Below are 19,844 nucleotides of genomic sequence, written 5' to 3' on the forward strand. Positions count from 1 at the left end.
CTAGATTCCCGTTGCAAAGGTTCATGACGCCACGCTGAGCCGCAAAGCCAGCGCTGCGAGGGTAATGAGCAGCACGGGCATGGTCAGCACCGCACCGACTTTGAAGTAGTAGCCCCAGCCAATCGTTGTGCCTTTCTTGGCGAGCACATGCAGCCAAAGGAGCGTGGCCAGGCTGCCAATCGGCGTGATCTTGGGACCCAGATCGCAGCCAATCACATTGGCGTACACCATGGCTTCCTTGACTGCCCCTGTGGCCGTGGATGCATCGATGGACAAGGCTCCGATCAGGACCGTGGGCATGTTGTTCATGATGGAAGACAGCACCGCAGACAGCACGCCTGTGCCCAGTGAAGCGGTCCACACGCCACCGGCTGCAAACTGGTTCAGCAACATGGCGATGTAATCCGTAAGGCCCGCGTTGCGCAGCCCATAGACCACCAGATACATCCCCAGCGAGAACACCACGATCTGCCACGGAGCACCATGAAGTACTTTCCTGGTGCTGATGACATGACCACGCGCAGCCACCGCCAGCAAGATCGCAGCCCCCACGGCGGCCACGGCGCTGACAGGGACGCCCAGGGGCTCCAGCGCGAAGAAGCCGACCAGCAGCAAGACCAACACGACCCAGCCAGCCTGGAAGGTGGCCAGATCCTTGATTGCAGCCGATGGCGACTTGAGCTGGGCCACGTCGTAAGTGGCAGGAATATCGCGTCGGAAAAACAGCAGCAATACACCCAAGCTCGCCAGGACCGAGGCAATATTGACGGGAACCATCACCGATGCGTAGTCATTGAAGCCGATCTTGAAAAAATCGGCGGAGACAATATTCACCAGATTGGAGACGATCAGCGGCAAGCTCGCAGTGTCGGCAATAAACCCGGCGGCCATTACGAACGCTAGCGTTGCCGCCGTAGAGAAGCCCAGTGCCACCAGCATGGCCATCACGATGGGCGTGAGAATCAAGGCGGCTCCGTCATTGGCGAACAGGGCCGAAACGGCAGCACCCAGCAGCACGATGAAGGCAAACAGTTTGACTCCGCTGCCGCCACCCCAGCGGGCAAAGTGCAATGCAGCCCACTCGAAGAAACCGGCCTCATCGAGCAGAAGGCTGATGATGATGACGGCGACAAAGGTAGCCGTGGCATTCCAGACGATATGCCAGACCACTGGAATATCAGCTAAGTGCACGACTCCCAGCAACAGTGCGATACCTGCCCCAATAGAGGCGCTCCAGCCAATGCCAAGGCCGCGCGGCTGCCAGATGACCAGCGTCAAGGTGAAAATGAAAATCAGGATGGCCGTCAACATGACGTATAGGTCCTAGAAAAAGCTATAAGTCGGCATCAGTCGCCCACCGCGTGCGGGCGTCAGTGAAGCCTGGTGCTGCAATCCAGACTCTGGATCTGGATCGCAATTGCAGTAACGGGATTTAGTGCGAAGAGAGTTCACGCGCCGTGGACTGGAGTACTGCCTGCTCCAGCTTTTGCGCTGGCAGGTTCACCAATAGCTCCAGGCGACGACGAATCATGTGCATCGTCTGCCGGAAGGCTTCCAGCTTTGCTTCGTCAGAGGCCTCGCCTTCCGAGGGGTCCGGGTAGCCCCAATGCGCTGTGGCGGGATGACCAGGCCAAAACGGACACACTTCACCAGCCGCGTTGTCGCATACGGTGATGATCAGATCCATATGCGGCGCACCAGGCACAGCAAATTCGTCCCAGCTCTTGCTGCGCAAGCCCTCGACCGAGACACCGGCCTTTTGCAGCACCTGCAGCCCAAGCGGATTGGGTTGCTGATTCTCGCGGGGGCTGCTGCCCGCCGAATAGGCTTTAAAACGGCCTTGGCCCATATCGTTGAGCAAGGCCTCAGCCAAGATGCTGCGTGCCGAATTGTGGGTGCACAGGAACAGGACGTTCAGGGGAGCTTTGTTGTCAGACATGGTTTTAGCAGCGGGACTTAGGGATGGGAAAAGGTTGCAGCGACGCTTAGCACTCGCACGACGCAACGGCGTCATCGGTACAAACCGCGCCCTGGCAGCAGTTCTCGGTGAGATATGCCAACAGATCGTTCATCACGGGAAAGGCCGCGCGATAGAGCACGTTTCGGCCCTGCCGCTCCTGGGTGACCAGGTCGGCATGAAACAGCTCTTTCAAATGAAAGGACAGCGCGTTCGGCGCGATGCCGAGCCGCTCAGCTAAGGCACTAGGTGTCAGGCCTTCAGGTCCAGCCACAACAAGGGCGCGAAATACGCGCAATCGGGCCTCATGGGCCAGAGCGGAGAGTGAGCGAATGACTTTTGCTTCTTGCATGAGTTGATAATACATCAATTATTGAATTGATGTATAGAGCTATGAGCAAAGTCGACCCCTCCATAAATGCAGCTTATGGCGAAAGGGGCCGAATCAGTGATTTCGTAGACACTGGCCGCTAATTCAGTTGAGGCGATTCGACTTACTCAACCGCAGCGCGTTGAAGATCACAGATGCTGAACTTAAGCTCATTGCTAACGCTGCGATCATTGGCGAAAGAAGCCACCCAGTGAACGGGTACAGAACTCCCGCAGCAATCGGCACACCAATTCCGTTGTATATAAAGGCAAATAGTAAGTTCTGCCGCATGTTGCGCACTGTGTCAGTTGAGATTTCACGCGACTGGGCAATGCCACGCAAATCACCCTTGACCAGCGTGATCTGACCGCTGTTCATTGCTACGTCGGTCCCTGTTCCCATGGCTACACCTACATCAGCTTTTGCCAAGGCCGGCGCATCGTTGATACCGTCACCAGCCATGGCAATCACATGGCCTTCACTTTGCAATCGCTCCACGAGAGCAAGCTTGTCAGCGGGCTTCACTTCGCCATGTACTTCATCAATACCAAGCTTGGCACCGACAGCCCTAGCTGTAGTCAAGCCATCTCCGGTCGCCATGACAATTCGCAAGCCGCTTGCATGAAGCGTTTGGATGGCATCCAGAGTGCTAGCTTTGATAGGGTCTGTTACCGCCAGAATGCCCGCGAACTTCCCATCAGCCGCTAAATGCATGATGCTTGCGCCCTCTCCTCGCAGGCGTTCTCCGTCCGCTTGCAAGGAAGATACAGAAACGCCTTCTTGAGCCATCAATGTGGTGTTGCCTAATGCCAAGCGCCGCCCCTCAACGGTTCCACGTACACCAATACCGCTGGCGGAATCGAAGTCCACTGGTTTAGCGAGTTGCAAGCCTTGTTCACGTGCAGCTCGGACGATGGCATCCGCAAGCGGATGCTCGCTACCCTGATCCAAGCTAGCGGCAAGCCTCAAAACTTCGTCAGCGGTGAAATCTGCAGTAGGAATCGCTTTATCGAACGCAGGCCGACCTTCTGTAAGGGTGCCCGTTTTATCTACGATGAGCGTATCCACTTCACGCATTTTTTCTATGGCGCCCGCGTCACGGAACAAAACGCCTTGCTCTGCAGCGCGCCCTGTGGCCACCATTACTGACATGGGTGTGGCCAAACCTAGCGCACATGGGCAGGCGATGATGAGTACCGCGACGGCATTGATCAACCCAAACACCCAACTGGGCTCTGGGCCAAAAATTCCCCAGACGAAGAAGGTCACTACAGCAACTAGCACGACAACCAGAACGAACTTTCCAGCCACTACGTCGGCCATTCGCTGCATCGGTGCCTTAGACCGTTGGGCCGATGCAACCATCTGAACTATCTGGGAGAGCATGGTGGCAGTGCCCACCTTTTCTGACCTCATGACCAGAGCTCCACTCGTATTGAGTGTGGCGCCGATCAGTTTGTCGTCAACGCGCTTTGTCACAGGTATTGGCTCGCCCGTGAGCATCGATTCATCAACGGCGCTTTGACCTTCCGTGACAATGCCATCCACGGGTACTTTCTCGCCTGGACGTACGCGCAGCAGGTCTCCGACATGCACGTGGCTGAGGGGAACATCTTCCTCACTGCCATCTGCATTGATACGCCTTGCCGTCTTAGGAGCTAGGCTAAGCAATGATTTGATAGCGGCCGAGGTCTGAGAGCGAGCCTTCAGCTCAATGATCTGCCCCAACATGGTCAAAGAAATGATGACCACCGCTGCCTCGAAATAAACAGCTACACGGCCCATGGATACGAACGAGTCGGGAAACACACCAGGTGCCAGCGTCGCTACGAGGCTGTAGACAAAGGCGGCTCCCGATCCCAAGCTGATCAACGTCCACATGTTCGGACTGCGGTGGATGATTGACTGCCAGCCTCGAACAAAAAAGGGCCAGCCCGTCCATAGCACCACGGGCAGGGAAAGAGTCAACTCGACCCATGTTTGGGTCTGCATAGTGAACCAGCCGAACTTGTGTCCGAACATGGCCAGAGTGGTAACAATCAGGGTGAGTGGTAGCGTCCACCAGAATCGCCGTTGAAAGTCTTGCAACTCGCTGTTGTCCTCTTCTCCAACCGGGATCAGTGGCTCCAGAGTCATTCCGCATTTAGGGCAGTTTCCGGGATGATCTTGCCGGACCTCCGGATGCATCGGGCAGGTATAGATCGCTCCGGCGGGAACCACGCCCGAGTCATCAAACGATTTCTGATCTGAATGACTTGCAGCCACATGAGCATGTTCGTGCGAGCTGAGCAACTGGGCCTCAGGCACTAAATGCATTTGGCATTTAGGACAACGCCCCGGATGATCTTGATGGACTTCAGGATGCATTGGGCATACATAGACTGAGCCCTCTACTGCGTGATCCGCCTGCCCGCTACTCGATATGAATTGCGCAGGGGCATGAGCAAATTTTTGCTGGCAATCGGCACTACAGAAGCGATAGGTCCGTCCCTCGTGAACTATCTGATGAGGCGACTGTAGAGAGACAGTCATGCCGCAAACAGGATCCTTCAAAGGCTCAGCCTCAGTCATGGTGTTTTCCAACTCAACTGACTCTGAAGAAGATCGATGCTGATGATGATGCATGCCGATGGCCCTTCACGATGTTGGATCGATTCTTGGCCCTTACACCATGTGAATGTCAAGCCAGAATCTGCTCGAAAAACAACTCTATCCACCTATTCTGAGATAGCGCAATCAGAGTTCGCTGCTTGTGGCCATCTCAATTTAAGAAATAGTTCTTTGTTGAGATGGCCTTTGTCTGACTACATGACGCGGACGCCATCCAAGCATGAATCGACGGAAGCGTTTTACCCTTCCTATCAGTGTCTACGTCTGCTTAGAGCAGCTCCGCTTCTGCTGTCGGTGGTTGATCTCGGAGGATCAAATTCCTTTTGGGGAAAGAATCCCTAGCCAAGCCACACTCGCCAAAACCAGAACTGCAAGTGTTGTCTCCATGAACAGGCTCTGGCGTAGCTTAGCGACTGCTTGCGCGCGATTCCCTGAGCCCAATGATGCCTCCAGACTTGGACTAAGCCGGAACCGATTTGCAGCTGCCAAAGCAAGCATTCCGAGAACCAGCACTAGCTTGCCTAGCAGCAACTGACCATAGAGTGTCGAAACAAGCGGATCAAGCGAAGGCCCTGCGATCAATACATAGTTGACTACACCACTGGCCGCAAGAACGAAAACGATCAGCGTTCCGACATGGGCAAAGCCGTTTGATGTGCGGCTCAATATGGCGACAGTGTCCTGTGTCGCATTTGCCCTACTTGTGGCTAAGATCAAAAAAGCAAGCAACGCGCCGACCCATGCACCTGCTGCCCAGAGGTGGGAGATGTCTGAAGCAAGGTGGATGTATCCACGCATTCCGTCGTCCATCGCTCCATGACCAGCCCAGGCCAGTGTCGCCAGCGCTACACCGCTAGATACGGACATGGCAACGAAGCGAAACGTTGGATTGAACTTCACTAGGGCAATCAAGATGCAAAGCGCTAGCGCAAGAATACGAATGCACCAAGCAAGGCCCATGTGAGTGCCGGTGATGAGCATCTCGAAGATATGCGTTGACAACTCGGAGTAAGTTTGCGCACCGGACATGGCCTTGGCAAGGACTGTCATGCCAATCACTGACAGTCCAATCCCGATTACTGCACATACACCAACGCAAACGCGATAGCGACGCGCAATTGCCAAGGATCGCTCGTCATGGCCAAGGGCATAGACGCCGAACACGGCGACGCCAAAAGCTGCAGCCATGTCCAGATAAAGCGCGAGGCGCAAAACGATGGTGAACCAATCCTCGGCCATTTGGTTACTTCACCTGAAATGTGACATTGCCATTGATCGGGTGTGTGTCCGAAGACACGGCACGCCAATCCACGCGATAGGCACCGGGTTGAAGTGCTTGCGCAGGAGTAATGACCATGGTTTTGCCATCGCTAGCGCCAGAGACGCTTGCGCTGACCTTCATTGCACCGTGGTTCGGCATCCCGGGCATGCCCGTCATGATCAAGTTCGCAGCCGAGAACTGAGGAACCAGCGTTTCCGAGAACTTCAGCTCAATCGTTGCAGGTGCAGCAACCTGCGACTTATCCGCAGGAGAGGAGGAAACTAACGAAGGATGTGCAAATGCTGCGGAAGCGAACAGTGTTGCGGCAATTGGCGCGATGAACTTAGCGACCAGGGTTGAGCGGTTCATGAGGACTCCTATCTAAGTGTGATGGTGGTTTGAAAATCGATTGCGAATCTGGGTCTATGGAGTTGGCGCGCCCTCAAGAACGCGCCAGCGAGGAAGTGCACATTGGTCTGGCTAGAACCAGAAGCGGACACCGGCCACCCATCGTGTTTGTTGAGCACGGCCGCCGTCTGCACGAACGAGATCTGCGGTTCGCCCGAAACTGCCCGCACGTTCGACGCCGATATATGGAGCGAACTGACGGCTGAACTCGTAGCGCAGTCGCAAGCCCGCAGATGCTTCGGCTAGGCCCTTGCCGATGTGGCGCTCTGGATCATCCTTGCCGTAAAACTGCATTTCAGCTCTAGGCTCAAGGATCAGGCGCTGAGTCAGCAATAGTTCGTAGCTTGCATTTAGGCGAAGCGCAGTTCTGCCGCCACTGCCAACATAGGCTGTGGCCTCCAGCTCGAACCAGTAAGGGGCTAGGCCCTGTACACCAAATGCCAGCCATTGACGGCTAGGTCCCACGCCGTTGTCTAAGCGCAGACCAAGCTGTGTATCCCAATAGGTTGTGGCAGCACGGCTCCATAGCAGTTCGGTGCGAGACTCTTCGAGCTTTCCTTTGGCGACGTCACCTTCTGCCTTCAAGACAGCTTTGTTGTATGAGGTCCCGTACCATGCTTGCAAGTCATAGGCCGTTGAATCATCACCTCTGCGTGAAAAACGGCGTTCCAGGGTCTCACCACGCAGCGAGGCAAAGGTATGCTCGTCCGCAAGCATCAAGCGCGGGACGCCAGGCACCGCGTAATCGCCCGATCCCAAGGTCAACCCATTGGAATACCCATGTGGGTCGCGAGCATCTGGAGGTGCGGATCCCCCTTGCATCTGCATGCTGCCGTGATCCATCGCAGGGCCGCTTGCAGCGCTGCCAGTCATAGCACCATGACCTGCATGTGGATCAGCTGCAGTTGTGGCAGGGCTTGCCGGTGCTTCCATTTGCATATTCGCTTGGCCATGCGATGAATGGTCGCTTTGCGCCTGGGCCGCAATACTCACCAGAGCGAGGAGCGCAGTGGACAATGCACGAATAGGGAGTGCTTTGGACATTTTTGATCTTCCTTGTGAGGTTTGTTCAAGACACTACGACTTCGCGGAACATGCCTGCATCCATGTGGAACATCAGGTGGCAATGCCATGCCCAGCGCCCCAGAGCATCTGCCGTCACCAAGAAGCTGATGCGTTGTGCAGGCTGTACTGGCAAGGTGTGTCGACGGGCGAGGAATCGACCATCAGGGCTCTCCAGTTCACTCCACATCCCATGCAAGTGCATAGGGTGAGTCATCATCGTGTCGTTGTGCAGGATGACTCGCAAACGCTCGCCGTGACGGAAGTGAACAGGCGTTGATTGCCCGAACTCCAATCCATCAAGAGACCAGGAATATCGCTCCATATTCCCCGTCAGGTGCAACTCCACCTCTCGTCCAGGACCGCGCGAGTCCATCGGACCTGAAGGTGTATGCAGATCTGCCAAGGTCAGCACCCGTCTGCCGTTATTGCGCAGACCGATACCGGGATCGTCAAGATTGGTGCGGGCCATATCGACTCGCATATCTGTTCTTGCGCCATATTCAGTGCGAGCATGGCGTGCGGTGGTGCTGGGCACTGCCAAGCTCCCAGCAGGCTTGGCATGCTGACTATGGTCCATCGCCATACCACCGTGATTCATGCCGGCCATCGCACCATGATCCATGCCGGCCATTGCCCCCGACATACCAGCCATCCCGGCCATACCCGTCATCCCAGACATGCCGGTCATCCCAGACATGCCGGTCATCCCAGACATGCCGGTCATGTCCATGTCGGCTCCAGAACTGCCATGGCTCATGGCGCCCATCATGTCGCTCATACCCAGCCATTCGACGGGATCGAGTGCGGGGACTGGAGCCTGCAGGCCTTCGCGCACTGCTAACGTAGCGCGTGCGTAGCCTGTTCGGTCCATCGACTGGGCAAAAATCGTATAGGCGTCATCACGTGGCTCGACAATCACGTCTATGGTTTCGCCAGGGCCGAATCGGAATTCATCGACAGTCACAGGCTCTACGTCGACACCGTCAACATGCACCACCGTGAGCTTCAGGCCCGGTATACGTACGTCATAGAAGGTATTGCCCGCGCCGTTGACCATGCGCAGCCGGACACGCTCGCCCGGACGGAAAAGAGCAGTCCAATTGCCTGCAGGTGTGACGCCATTTGCGAGGTAGGTCAGGGTCGCAGAAGAGAGGTCGGCTAAATCCGTTGGATTCATGCGCATCTCGTTCCACATCTTGCGCTTGTCTAATGCCGCTGACACGCCATCACGCGATGCATCACGGAAGAAATCAAAGACCGTGGGCTGGTTGTAGTTGTAGTAGTCGCCCTGAACCTTGAGCTTTGCGAAAACGCGCATGGGGTCTTCGTCAGTCCAGTCAGAGAAGAGCACGACATGGTCACGATCTGCACGGATAGTCTCAGGTCCTGCGGGATCAATGATGATCGCTCCATACATGCCGGTGAGTTCCTGCATGCCTGAATGTGAGTGATACCAGTAGGAACCGCTTTGCTGAACCTTGAAGCGGTAGGTAAACGTCTCTCCAGGAGGAATGCCCGCAAAGCTGATGCCTGGAACTCCATCCATCTGGTAGGGCAAGATAATGCCGTGCCAATGAATAGAAGTGGCCTCGCGAAGCTTGTTAGTGACGCGAATCGTCACCGTCTCACCCTCTCGCCAGCGCAGGGTTGGAGCAGGAAGCGATCCATTGATCGTGGTCGCCATGCCAGGCTTGCCCGTAAAGTTCACTGCGGACTCGGCGATCACCAAATCGAACTCGTTACCCTTCAGCACCGGAGCGGCCCCGCGGACTGTGGAGCTCTGCTGTGCGAATGCCATGAGCGACTGCGTTGACAGGCCCGCCAGAACGCCTCCTGCGGCCAGCCCCTGAACGAAGCGCCGACGAGAGAACCCTTGAGTGGGAGTGACAAAAAATGGCGAATGACGCGGCATAAGGTGAAATCCTCCAGAGCTTCCAAGAAATTCGTTTTCGGTAACGCTTGCCTGATGCAATGAGCGCTCGATATGTTCAGTATGCTAGGGCGTGCTGAATTTCGGTGGAGTGACTCATTCATTACATTCATGTAATGCTCGCGTCATGTTTGGTGCGACAGAGGGCTTCTATCCAGCCATGCCCTCGTTGCAACCAGAAGGTTCACTCTGCTCACCACGCTTGATGGCTTCCCAGGAGAGAACAACAAGGCCGTGTTGAGCCTTTCTATCGCCAGGATTTCAGGAACATTACATTTTTCTTATCTTCATGTCAGAGGGCATCAAACTCGGCACACTCTTGATCGTCGACTGCAGCGGAGCGAGTACATGAGGATTTTGATTGTCGAAGATGAGCCTAAAACAGGTGAGTACCTGCGCCAAGGACTGACCGAGGCTGGCTACATTGCTGACCTCGTCCCAAATGGCTCAGACGGCTTACATCTGGCTCTGCAAGGTGAATACTCCTTGGTGATCTTGGATGTCATGCTGCCGGGCCTCAATGGTTGGCAGGTGCTCCAGTCTCTGCGTGATCGGGGACTACATATGCCGGTCCTGTTTCTTACTGCACGGGACCATGTCGAGGACCGTGTCAAAGGACTAGAGCTCGGCGCTGATGATTACCTGGTAAAGCCGTTTTCTTTCGCAGAGCTACTCGCCAGAGTTCGCATTATTCTTAGACGTGGACATCCGGCCAATGAAGGTACTACTCTGACTGTTGCAGATCTCGAGCTAGACCTGCTGCGTCGCCGCGTATCTCGCAACGGCAAACGTGTTGACCTCACAGCCAAAGAGTTCGGACTCTTGGAGTTGCTGATGCGCCGACATGGTGAAGTGCTGCCACGTTCATTGATCGCATCGCAGGTATGGGACATGAATTTCGACAGCGACACCAACGTCATTGAGGTGGCCATGCGCCGTCTGCGGGCAAAAATTGACGAAGGCCACTCGATCAAACTGATCCAGACCGTACGAGGAATGGGCTATGTGCTTGAAGTCCCCGAGGAGGAATAGGTGCAGCGTCTCACTCGCAAGGTAAAGCTCTCTTTAACGATTCGCTTGGCCCTCTGCTTCACGGCTGTTGCGGCAGCCGTAGTGCTAGGTTTAGGCGGCCTATTTCTAGTCGTTACAGAAAAGCATTTCGTGGAATTGGACCGAATGACGCTTCAGGACAAGCGCCATTTGATCGAGAAAATTCTCCAGAACACCAAGTCGGTCGATGATGCTCGTTGGCGTTTAAATGAGGCACTGAACTATCACGAGGATCTTCAAGTCCAGGTGAAAGATGCCCAAGGAGAAACCGTATTTCAATCGCCCGCATCCGGCTTTGCAGTGCCGGATCGCAACTCGGCTTCTATCGACAAGGAAGGATCGTTTGGGGTGTGGCGGCATGCAGACGCAGAATTCCACATCTTGAGCTTTGAGACGCTACCGGCCTACGCACCGTCACCATTAAAGGTACTGATCGCAGCAGACACCAAGCATCACATTCAATTCCTCAACGGAATTCGCACAAGCTTTGCCATTTATGTGATCGCAGCAATTTTGCTGTGCTCACTTCTGTCTTGGCTCGCCGCTCGACAAGGGCTGGCACCGCTGCGAGAAATGAAATCACGTGCGGCCGTTGTGACGGGACAGAAGATGAGTGAACGCATGCCGGTCGAGGCTGTACCCGTAGAAATGGCCGATTTGGCGCATGAGCTCAATCGCATGCTGGATCGGTTGCAGGACGATTTTCAGCGACTGACAGATTTCGCGTCTGATCTGGCCCATGAACTACGCACGCCCATCAGCAACCTGTTGACGCAGACTCAGGTTGTGCTGGCATCCAAGCGTGACGCCGCGACATACCGAGACATTCTTGCCTCTAATGCCGAAGAGTTTCAGCGTTTGGCTCGTATGGTGTCAGACATGCTTTTTCTGGCCAAAACTGAACGGGGCGTAAGCCTGCCGCGCAAGGAGCAATTTTCGGCACAGCAAGAATCGTATGCATTGCTGGAGTTCTACGAGGCTGTCGCTGAAGAAAAGCAAATTCATTTGAAGTTAAAAGGCGATGGACTCGTTGATGGTGATCGACTGATGTTCCATCGTGCTGTGAGTAATTTGCTATCTAATGCTTTGCGCTACACGCCGCATGCAGGCATGGTCACCATCGACATTGAGACCGCAGCTTCCTGGACACTTGTCACTGTGGAAAATACAGGGCAGGACATTGATCCCAAAGTCCTGCCCAGGTTATTTGACCGCTTCTACCGAGCTGACCCTTCCAGGGCTCATCCGGACTCAGACGGTAGCGGATTGGGTTTGGCCATCACCCGAGCAATTGCCGAAGCTCATGGAGGCTCCATTACCGCCACTTCAGCCGATGGACGAACTCGCTTCACCTTGAAATTCCCCACTCCGCAGCCGACTTCCTAAGCAGATCAGAAAACAGGCTTTTCTTGAAAGCAAGAAGACACTATCCGCAGCAAGATGTCTTTGCTGAAGTTGAGCCGCAGCATTTCGTCTGCGGCTTCTCAGCATTTGCCTGCTCGGCTTCGGCTAACGCCAATAATTCTGGAGTGTATCCAGCGGTCTGGATGGCCAACATGTAGTCGGCGTCGCTCAGATCGCCAGAGACTTGCACCGTTTTATCTCGCGCATTCACTCCGATCTTTGCTTCATCATCGATCGCCAAAATGGAGCGCTGAATCCGCGCGGCACAGGCACCACATTTCATGTCATTGATGCGAAAAATAGCCATTACGTACTCCTTTAAAGCTTGTGGCTAAAGTTTCATCCTTCACATGATGTGAATGTCAAGTATCTGTCTGCACATGCACTGGAGCACGCTGTGTACGTCAACTACGTTGGTCTTCGCTTTTCGCTTTGGGTTTATTGGTATGCAGATTTGGGGTAAGAGCTGCCGCGAAAAAGCTGACAACAATGTCACCGGACAGACCTGATTTTGTTGGGCTCCGACTCCTAAGATCAACCCATCTTCTCCTCACCTTGATCAAGGTCCAGGAGATGTGTTCATCAACTGTCTTAGGAGCCAACCATGTCTCAAAACCGCATCTCCATTTCCTCCGTACTCGCAAGCGTTGCTGCCGTTGTCACCCTGGCTCTTCCTGGAATGGCCTCTGCAGCCTACGAGCATCCAGCCAACAATGAACAAGGCGTGATCGTGCATCCGGAGCACTTTGTAAGCCAGAAAACCCGAGCTCAAGTCAAGGCCGAGACTGAAGCTGCCATGAAGCAGGGCCGCCTTTCTTACGGTGAAAGCAATTTCCCACGTGGAACTCCCGAGACAGGATCGAGCAAAACCCGCGAGCAAGTGATCAACGAAACGCGTAATGAATCGCCAGCTGCGCGAGATGCTCGCCTCCAATCATTTGCAGGCTGATCTCCATCAAAGACGCATGCATCGCGGATGCAGCTCTTTCCTGCATTTTTGTTCCGATCTACCGCAGAGGCCTCAAGCAACAGAGGCCTCTGCATGTAGAACATAAGCTTGAGCTAACTACAAATTTCCCGGAAGAATTTCGGCCCAGATGATCGCAATCATCACTTAGGGGGGCGACACTGGGTTCAACGATGCGCGGACTCACCGAGGCGGATATCGCTACCGAGCATCACATTGCATGTTTCCTCATCCATTAACTTGAGGATGGGACAGGACACCGCCTTCTTCAGAACTGAGTTGTGCATACGGTGTCGCGCTTCCTTCAGACACAGCTGTAGCGTTTGCTCCTAGGATGCGAGTTAACCACTGGCTTGCCGAAGATCTGTAGCAATTAAAGATCGGTAGCAACGTATGGCCTTCACCGCGTACCCCTGGTAGATTGACTACACTAACTGCTGCCATGCTACGAAGTCGCATTCACCGCCTATCCACCGCAGTCCTTGTGGCGCTTTCGCTGCTGTTCGCACAGTTGGCGTTGGCGGGTTACGTCTGCCCACAGGAGGAAGGCGTTGATGCAATGACGGCCAGGATGGAGGCCGGCATACCATGCGAAGGTATGGACCAACAGCAACCGGTTCTGTGTCATCAGTACACCAATGCCCCGGATGTGACCTTCGAAGCAGTCAAACTGCCCGTGGCGTCATTACCTGCCATCGTGCAGGTGTTGGAACTGCCGCTAGTGCTCGAATTTGATGCTGCACTTGCAGTGTCCTGGCCCATCACCTTGGAGGTTCGACCGCCTCCGGACCCTCTTTTTCTCTCTACTCTCAGACTCAGAGTCTGATCACTCCGTCGACTGACTGGTGCTGGCATGGCTTGTCCATACGCCGGCGATGCCCTCATTCGTCCACGGAGTTTCCATGTCCCCTATTTTTTTGCGAGCGGCCTCCCTGGCTGCCGTCTTTCTGCCGGCCGTTGCTGCTGCAGAATCGATTTCATTCGACCAGGCAATAAGCTTGGCCGTCCAACGCTCCGAAGCAGCCCGCGCAGCCCAGGCGGCGATGCAAGGCTCTGTCCATTCCATCCAGGCTGCGGGTCAGCTGCCAGACCCCATGCTGCGGGCCGGCATCGACAATTTCCCGGTTACCGGCTCAGACCGCTTCAGCGGTACCCGTGAGTCCATGACAATGAAGCGCATCGGTGTCAGCCAGGAGTGGCTCTCCGCCGATAAACGAGCCGCGCGCGAAGGTGCGGCTCGTGCAAGAGCCGACCGCGACGCCGTACAAAAAGACATTGCCGAAGCCGAGGCTCGCCTGCAGGCCAGCATGGCGTATGTCGATGCTTGGTTCGCCACTGAAGCACTCAAGCTAACCACCCAGACCGAACATCACTTGCACGAGGAGCTGAATGCGGCAAAAAGCCGCATAGCAGCTGCCACAGGCAACAGCGCAGAAGCGTTGCAACTCCTATCCGCCAAAGGGATTGCAGAGGATGAAAGTGAAGAGGTTCGCCAACAGCAGTCTGCAGCCATGGTCAGTCTGCAACGCTGGATCGGCGTTCTTCCCGACGCTCTCAACAAGCCACCGACCTTCCCGGTTCCCGAGGAGCGGGACTACGTGGCGAGATATCCAGCCGTCGCAGGCTTAAAAAGCGACGTCGAAATTGCTCGCCAGAGTGCAAACGTCGCAGCCAAGGAGCGCTCTCCCAACTGGACCTGGGAAGTGTCCTACGGCCAGCGCACTGGCTATTCCGATTTGGTTTCAGTCGGCGTCAGCATCCCGCTCCAAATCGCACCAAGCCAGCGCCAAGACCGCGAAACCTCGGCCAAGCTGGCCATGGTCGACAAAGCAGAGGCTGACCTGACGGAGGGAATGCGCGCAGCCATGGCCGATTACCGCACCTTGACTAGCGACGCCGCGCGCCTGCAGCAGCGTATCGAGAGATACCAAGGCTCCGTAGTGACTCCGGCCAGACAGCGCACTTCCGCCGCCCTGGCAGCCTACCGCTCAAATCAATTGGCCCTGACCGCCGTGTTTGAGGCACGACATGCCGAGGTCGAAGCTCAGAGAAAACTCCTCGCACTGCAGCGTGATTTGGTACGTACGCAGGCCCAACTGAACCTCAAACCCATCGCTCATGGAGGTGCCCAATGAAGCGCACAGCACTGGTCACTTCATTGGTTACGGCAGGCGTACTGCTGGCAGCCGGTGGCTTCTTTATTGGCCGCTTGACCTCCGAAGGCGCTGCCCCCCAGGCCGTAGCCGCCTCGGAATCCAAGGCTCCCACAGGCGAGCGCAAGATTCTCTACTGGCATGACCCCATGGTGCCGGGACCACGCTTTGACAAGCCCGGCAAGTCGCCATTCATGGACATGCAATTGGTGCCCGTCTATGCGGACGATGCCAATGACACAGGTGTCAAAGTCAGCTCAACGGTGCAGCAGAACCTCGGCATCCGGACCACGATGGTCAAGCGAGCCAACATCGGTGCGTCGTTCGATGCCGTTGGAACGGTACAGTTCGATGAGCGTCTGAGTGTCGCTGTCCAGAGCCGTGTTACCGGCTATGTCGAGCATTTGGCAGTACGTGCTCCAATGGAGCAAGTGCGGAAAGGTCAGGCGCTGGCCACCATTTTTGCGCCAGAGTGGCTGGGTCCGCAGAACGAGCTGCTCGCACTCAAGCGCGCAGGTGTGCCCCTGGAACTTATTACGGCAGCACGTGAGCGCATGCGCGCCATGTCCATCCCCGCAGAACTGGTCCGCAAGACTGAGGAAACCGGGGTCGCCCAGGCTCGCTACCCCTTGCAGGCTCCGGTAAATGGCGTGGTGACGGAACTCGGTGTTCGGGAAGGAGCCCAGGTGTCACCTGGCCTGACGTTATTCCGCATCTCCGGCCTGGAAAAGGTCTGGGCCGTAGCTGAAGTGCCGGAGGCACAAGCCGTACGCCTGACGCGTGGCCAGAAGGTCAAGGCCGTTCTGCAAGCCGATGCATCCCAAACCTTCGACGGCGAATTGAAGGAGATCCTACCGCAGGTCAACGCCAGCACGCGCACCTTGCAGGCACGATTCGAGGTCGATAACCGCAGCGGCAAACTGATACCGGGGTTGCTGCTGCGCTTGCAGGTTGGCGGGGCTCCAACCTCTCGCCTGGTCGTGCCTGCTGAAGCCGTCATCCGTACCGGCACCCGTGCATTGGTCATCGTCCGCAAGGAGTCTGACAACTTCGAGCCTCGGGAAATCAAACTGGGCGAGGACTTGGGTGATCAATTGGAGGTGCTGCAAGGCTTGCGCGAAGGCGAGGAAGTAATTACCAGCGGCCAATTCCTGGTGGACTCCGAAGCGCGGCTCAAGTCAGCTCTGGGAGCCATGGAAGCCGGCCAACCCCAACCTGTGCCTGCTACGGCCACCGAAGCCTCGGACATCTACCGCGCCGAGGGCAAGGTGGAAAGCATCGATGACGACGGGATCACGATCTCGCATGGTCCCGTACCCAAACTCAAGTGGCCCGCCATGACAATGAGCTTTGGCAAGGCCGACTCGATAACGCTCACGGGTTTGAAGCCAGGAGATCTGGTGCGCTTCGAGTTCCGAAAAGGCGGGCCCCTAGATTGGGAAGTCGTCTCCGTGCAGAAAAGCGGCAGTGACGCAGGAACCACCGGAGGCGCCAAGTGATTGCTACCCTTATCCGTTGGTCCATCGCCAACCGCTTTTTGGTGTTGGTCGTCACAGCGTTCCTTGTGGCGGCAGGCATCTGGTCGGCATCTCGCACTCCAGTCGATGCACTGCCAGACCTGAGCGACGTGCAGGTAATCGTCCGCACCACCTATCCAGGCAAACCACCTCAGGTGGTGGAAGACCTCGTGACCTACCCGCTGACCACGACCATGTTGAGCGTACCTGGGGCTAAAACCGTCCGAGGCTATTCGTTCTTTGGCGACTCCTTCGTCTACATCCTGTTCGACGACAAGACCGATCCGTACTGGGCACGGTCACGGGTGGTGGAGTATCTGAACCAGGTGCAAAGCCGCTTACCAGTAGGTGCGACAGCCGCGCTAGGCCCGGATGCCACAGGTGTGGGCTGGGTCTACGAGTACGCGCTGGTCGACCGCAGCGGCCATAACGATATTGGACAGCTGAGAGCCCTCAACGACTGGTTTCTGAAATTCGAGCTGAAAACCGTTCCGGATGTGGCAGAAGTCGCCAGCATCGGCGGCATGGTCCGCCAATACCAGGTGGTGCTCGACCCGGACCGGATGCGAGTGCTCGGCATTACGCAGTCCATGGTCGTGCAGGCTCTGCAGAAGGCCAATCAGTCGTCGGGCGGTTCGGTAGTGGAAATGGCCGAGACCGAGTACATGGTGCGCTCGCGCGGATTCCTTCAATCACTGGAGGACTTCCGTACCATCCCGCTCACCCTCAGCGGAGCGACACCTGTGCTGCTGAAAGACGTGGCCACCGTCCAGATTGGCCCAGAAATGCGCCGAGGCATCGCCGAACTGGATGGCGAGGGTGAAGTCACGGGCGGTGTGGTGGTCATGCGCTCCGGAAAGAATGCCCGTGCCACCATCGAAGCCGTCAAAGCCAAGCTGGAGAAGCTAAAGCCCAGTCTGCCCAAAGGCGTTGAGGTGGTGGAAACCTATGACCGCTCCCAGCTCATTGATCGTGCGGTCGACAACCTGCGTGTCAAGCTCCTGGAGGAGTTCGCCGTCGTCGCCGTAGTCTGTGCCATCTTCCTATTCCACCTGCGCTCCGCGCTGGTGGCCGTTGTAACGCTGCCTATTGGGGTGCTAGCGGCTTTCGGCGTGATGCACTGGCAAGGCGTGAGCGCGAACATTCTCTCGCTGGGCGGTGTGGCCATTGCTCTAGGGGCCATGGTCGACGCCTCTGTGGTCTTGGTCGAAGCTGCGCACAAGCATCTGGAGCACTTTGAAGAACGACATGGACGCCCGCCGTCCGTGGCCGAGCGCTGGGAACTGATCGCTCAATCGGCCGTGGAGGTTGGCCCAGCGCTGTTCTTTTCGTTGCTGGTCATCACCCTGTCATTCCTGCCCGTGTTCACACTGGAGGCCCAAGAAGGACGGCTGTTCTCGCCGCTAGCCTTCACCAAGACCTACGCGATGGCTGCTGCTGCCGGCCTCTCGATAACGCTGGTTCCGGTGCTGATGGGATACCTCATTCGCGGGCGCATACCTAAGGAAACTGCGAACCCGATCAATCGCGGCCTGATTGCGCTCTACCGACCGGCTCTCGAGCTAGTCTTGCGCTTCCCTATAGCAACGCTGCTGGCAGCGGCATTGGCCCTGGCTATCACCGCAATTCCGGTCATGCGGCTGGGCGGTGAGTTCATGCCGCCGCTGGACGAAGGCGATCTGCTGTACATGCCCTCGGCGTTGCCTGGTATTTCGGTCTCAAAGGCCGCAGAGTTGTTGCAACAGACAGACCGGCTTATCAAAACAGTGCCCGAGGTTAAGCGTGTGTTCGGCAAGGCGGGACGGGCCGATACCGCCACCGATCCAGCGCCATTGGAAATGTTCGAGACCACCATCCAGTTCAAATCGCGCGAGCAATGGCGCCCTGGCATGACGCCAGAGAAACTGGTCGAGGAACTCGACCGGGTGGTCAAGGTGCCGGGCCTGTCTAACGTATGGGTGCCGCCCATCCGCAACCGCATCGACATGCTGGCCACCGGCATCAAGAGCCCCGTGGGTATTAAGGTCGCCGGACCAGACCTCGCCACCATCGACAAGCTCGCGGCACAGATTGAATCCGCCGTGCGCGGAGTGCCTGGTGTTTCTTCCGCATTGGCCGAACGCTTGACTGGGGGCCGGTACATTGACGTGGATGTAGACCGACAAGCCGCTGCACGGTTCGGACTTTCTGTGGCCGACGTGCAGGCGGTCATAGCCACCGCCATCGGTGGTGAGAATGTCGGAGAAGTCATTCAAGGTCGAGAGCGCTTTCCGGTGAACGTCCGCTACCCGCGCGAAATCCGCGATTCGCTGGAACGCCTGCGCAAGCTGCCTTTCGTGACTGACAAAGGCGCCACCGTGCTCCTGCAGGACGTCGCCAAGATCGTCATCGCAGAAGGCCCGCCCATGATCCGTAGCGAAAACGCACGACTCTCGGGCTGGGTGTATGTGGATGTGCGTGGCCGGGACTTGCGCTCCGTCGTCCATGACATGCAAGCCGTTGTCGCCAAGCAGGTGGCAATGCCTGCCGGCTATGCCTTGTCGTGGTCTGGCCAATTCGAGTATTTGGAGCGGGCTACGGAACGCCTGAAAATCGTCGTACCACTCACTTTGGCCGTCATCTTCATGCTGCTCTACGTGCTGTTTCGCAGCGCAGGCGATGCCGCATTGGTCATGGCAGCAGTTCCATTCTCGCTGGTCGGTGGGTTCTGGTTCATCTGGGCGCTCGGTCACGCAGTGTCAGTGGCCTCGGCCGTGGGGTTCATTGCCCTGGCCGGCGTTGCCGCCGAGTTTGGCGTCGTGATGCTGGTCTACCTGCAGAACGCCTGGAAACAGCATCTGGCCGCAGGCGAGCCGGACAATGAGGCAACGTTGCTGGCCGCCATTCGCGAGGGAGCCGTCATGCGCGTGCGGCCGAAGGCCATGACCGTAGCGGTAGTGATGGCGGGTCTGCTTCCCATTCTGGTTGGACACGGCACCGGCTCGGAAGTTATGACCCGCATCGCCGCTCCGATGGTCGGCGGCATGGTCACAGCCCCGCTCCTGAGCATGCTGGTCATCCCAGCTGCCTGGTACTTGATCCATCGCAAGCGTCCAACTGCAGAGCGCCCCCCCCTCAAACCTTGAAGCATCTGCAATCAAGGCTTCATAACC

15 protein-coding genes are annotated in these 19,844 nt (G+C 56.6%); 6 read left to right on the forward strand and 9 right to left on the reverse strand.

What is annotated here, in order from left to right:
- Window positions 1–21: 21 nt before the first annotated feature.
- From FSY59_RS17210 to FSY59_RS17245, 8 genes are all read right to left on the reverse strand, one after another.
- Window positions 22–1,311, reverse strand: a complete 1,290-nt coding sequence (locus FSY59_RS17210; protein ID WP_019042277.1) for an arsenic transporter — start codon at window positions 1,309–1,311, stop codon at window positions 22–24.
- Between the two features lie 121 nt (window positions 1,312–1,432).
- Window positions 1,433–1,939 (reverse strand): arsenate reductase ArsC, encoded by a 507-nt coding sequence (locus tag FSY59_RS17215; RefSeq protein ID WP_019042276.1) that lies wholly within the window; start codon window positions 1,937–1,939, stop codon window positions 1,433–1,435.
- A gap of 46 nt (window positions 1,940–1,985) precedes the next feature.
- Window positions 1,986–2,309, reverse strand: a complete 324-nt coding sequence (locus tag FSY59_RS17220; protein ID WP_029158336.1) for a helix-turn-helix transcriptional regulator — start codon at window positions 2,307–2,309, stop codon at window positions 1,986–1,988.
- Window positions 2,310–2,432: 123 nt separating this feature from the next.
- Window positions 2,433–4,898 (reverse strand): heavy metal translocating P-type ATPase, encoded by a 2,466-nt coding sequence (locus tag FSY59_RS17225; protein ID WP_019042274.1) that lies wholly within the window; start codon window positions 4,896–4,898, stop codon window positions 2,433–2,435.
- Between the two features lie 351 nt (window positions 4,899–5,249).
- Window positions 5,250–6,176 (reverse strand): copper homeostasis membrane protein CopD, encoded by a 927-nt coding sequence (gene copD / locus FSY59_RS17230; RefSeq protein WP_019042273.1) that lies wholly within the window; start codon window positions 6,174–6,176, stop codon window positions 5,250–5,252.
- 4 nt (window positions 6,177–6,180) lie between these two features.
- Window positions 6,181–6,567, reverse strand: coding sequence for a copper homeostasis periplasmic binding protein CopC (gene copC, locus FSY59_RS17235; protein WP_019042272.1), 387 nt, complete (start codon window positions 6,565–6,567; stop codon window positions 6,181–6,183).
- Window positions 6,568–6,678: 111 nt separating this feature from the next.
- Window positions 6,679–7,650: a copper resistance protein B gene (locus FSY59_RS17240; RefSeq protein WP_003055078.1), complete on the reverse strand. Its 972-nt coding sequence runs from the start codon at window positions 7,648–7,650 to the stop codon at window positions 6,679–6,681.
- 25 nt (window positions 7,651–7,675) lie between these two features.
- Window positions 7,676–9,583 carry a copper resistance system multicopper oxidase gene (locus FSY59_RS17245; RefSeq protein ID WP_019042270.1) on the reverse strand — a complete coding sequence of 636 codons (1,908 nt, stop codon included), beginning with the start codon at window positions 9,581–9,583 and terminating at the stop codon, window positions 7,676–7,678.
- A 366-nt stretch (window positions 9,584–9,949) separates the two neighbouring features.
- Between FSY59_RS17245 and FSY59_RS17250 the strand changes: the two genes are divergently transcribed.
- The gene (locus FSY59_RS17250) at window positions 9,950–10,633 is read left to right on the forward strand and encodes a heavy metal response regulator transcription factor (protein ID WP_019042269.1); all 684 of its coding nucleotides are present in this window, start codon (window positions 9,950–9,952) and stop codon (window positions 10,631–10,633) included.
- On the forward strand, window positions 10,634–12,037 hold the full coding sequence (locus FSY59_RS17255) for a heavy metal sensor histidine kinase (RefSeq protein ID WP_019042268.1): 1,404 nt from the start codon (window positions 10,634–10,636) through the stop codon (window positions 12,035–12,037). It abuts the gene before it with no gap.
- Window positions 12,038–12,077: 40 nt separating this feature from the next.
- On the opposite strand, the gene FSY59_RS17260 is transcribed toward FSY59_RS17255, so the two are convergent.
- Window positions 12,078–12,362 carry a heavy-metal-associated domain-containing protein gene (locus tag FSY59_RS17260; protein WP_003055071.1) on the reverse strand — a complete coding sequence of 95 codons (285 nt, stop codon included), beginning with the start codon at window positions 12,360–12,362 and terminating at the stop codon, window positions 12,078–12,080.
- A 297-nt stretch (window positions 12,363–12,659) separates the two neighbouring features.
- On the opposite strand from FSY59_RS17260, the gene FSY59_RS17265 reads away from it, so the two are divergent.
- From FSY59_RS17265 to FSY59_RS17285, 4 genes are all read left to right on the forward strand, one after another.
- Window positions 12,660–13,004 carry a DUF4148 domain-containing protein gene (locus FSY59_RS17265; RefSeq protein WP_019042267.1) on the forward strand — a complete coding sequence of 115 codons (345 nt, stop codon included), beginning with the start codon at window positions 12,660–12,662 and terminating at the stop codon, window positions 13,002–13,004.
- A 920-nt stretch (window positions 13,005–13,924) separates the two neighbouring features.
- Complete coding sequence (locus FSY59_RS17275) at window positions 13,925–15,157, forward strand: TolC family protein (RefSeq protein ID WP_029158333.1); 1,233 nt, start codon at window positions 13,925–13,927, stop codon at window positions 15,155–15,157.
- Window positions 15,154–16,674, forward strand: coding sequence for an efflux RND transporter periplasmic adaptor subunit (locus FSY59_RS17280; RefSeq protein WP_043003149.1), 1,521 nt, complete (start codon window positions 15,154–15,156; stop codon window positions 16,672–16,674). The genes FSY59_RS17275 and FSY59_RS17280 overlap by 4 nt, the downstream gene beginning before the upstream one ends.
- Window positions 16,671–19,817, forward strand: a complete 3,147-nt coding sequence (locus tag FSY59_RS17285; RefSeq protein ID WP_043003150.1) for an efflux RND transporter permease subunit — start codon at window positions 16,671–16,673, stop codon at window positions 19,815–19,817. The genes FSY59_RS17280 and FSY59_RS17285 overlap by 4 nt, the downstream gene beginning before the upstream one ends.
- Window positions 19,818–19,844 lie beyond the last annotated feature (27 nt).

The organism is Comamonas sp. Z3 (assembly GCF_008121565.1).
Classification (GTDB): Bacteria; Pseudomonadota; Gammaproteobacteria; order Burkholderiales; family Burkholderiaceae_C; genus Comamonas; species Comamonas brasiliensis.

Bases quoted from the DNA above. Each gene is read 5' to 3' on its own strand.
- FSY59_RS17275 (WP_029158333.1), top strand. From the start codon at position 13,925: ATGTCCCCTATTTTTTTGCGAGCGGCCTCCCTGGCTGCCGTCTTTCTG.
- FSY59_RS17215 (WP_019042276.1), bottom strand. From the start codon at position 1,939: ATGTCTGACAACAAAGCTCCCCTGAACGTCCTGTTCCTGTGCACCCAC.
- copD (WP_019042273.1), bottom strand. From the start codon at position 6,176: ATGGCCGAGGATTGGTTCACCATCGTTTTGCGCCTCGCGCTTTATCTG.
- FSY59_RS17260 (WP_003055071.1), bottom strand. From the start codon at position 12,362: ATGGCTATTTTTCGCATCAATGACATGAAATGTGGTGCCTGTGCCGCG.
- FSY59_RS17245 (WP_019042270.1), bottom strand. From the start codon at position 9,583: ATGCCGCGTCATTCGCCATTTTTTGTCACTCCCACTCAAGGGTTCTCT.
- FSY59_RS17265 (WP_019042267.1), top strand. From the start codon at position 12,660: ATGTCTCAAAACCGCATCTCCATTTCCTCCGTACTCGCAAGCGTTGCT.
- FSY59_RS17210 (WP_019042277.1), bottom strand. From the start codon at position 1,311: ATGTTGACGGCCATCCTGATTTTCATTTTCACCTTGACGCTGGTCATC.
- FSY59_RS17240 (WP_003055078.1), bottom strand. From the start codon at position 7,650: ATGTCCAAAGCACTCCCTATTCGTGCATTGTCCACTGCGCTCCTCGCT.
- FSY59_RS17250 (WP_019042269.1), top strand. From the start codon at position 9,950: ATGAGGATTTTGATTGTCGAAGATGAGCCTAAAACAGGTGAGTACCTG.
- FSY59_RS17280 (WP_043003149.1), top strand. From the start codon at position 15,154: ATGAAGCGCACAGCACTGGTCACTTCATTGGTTACGGCAGGCGTACTG.
- copC (WP_019042272.1), bottom strand. From the start codon at position 6,567: ATGAACCGCTCAACCCTGGTCGCTAAGTTCATCGCGCCAATTGCCGCA.
- FSY59_RS17225 (WP_019042274.1), bottom strand. From the start codon at position 4,898: ATGACTGAGGCTGAGCCTTTGAAGGATCCTGTTTGCGGCATGACTGTC.
- FSY59_RS17220 (WP_029158336.1), bottom strand. From the start codon at position 2,309: ATGCAAGAAGCAAAAGTCATTCGCTCACTCTCCGCTCTGGCCCATGAG.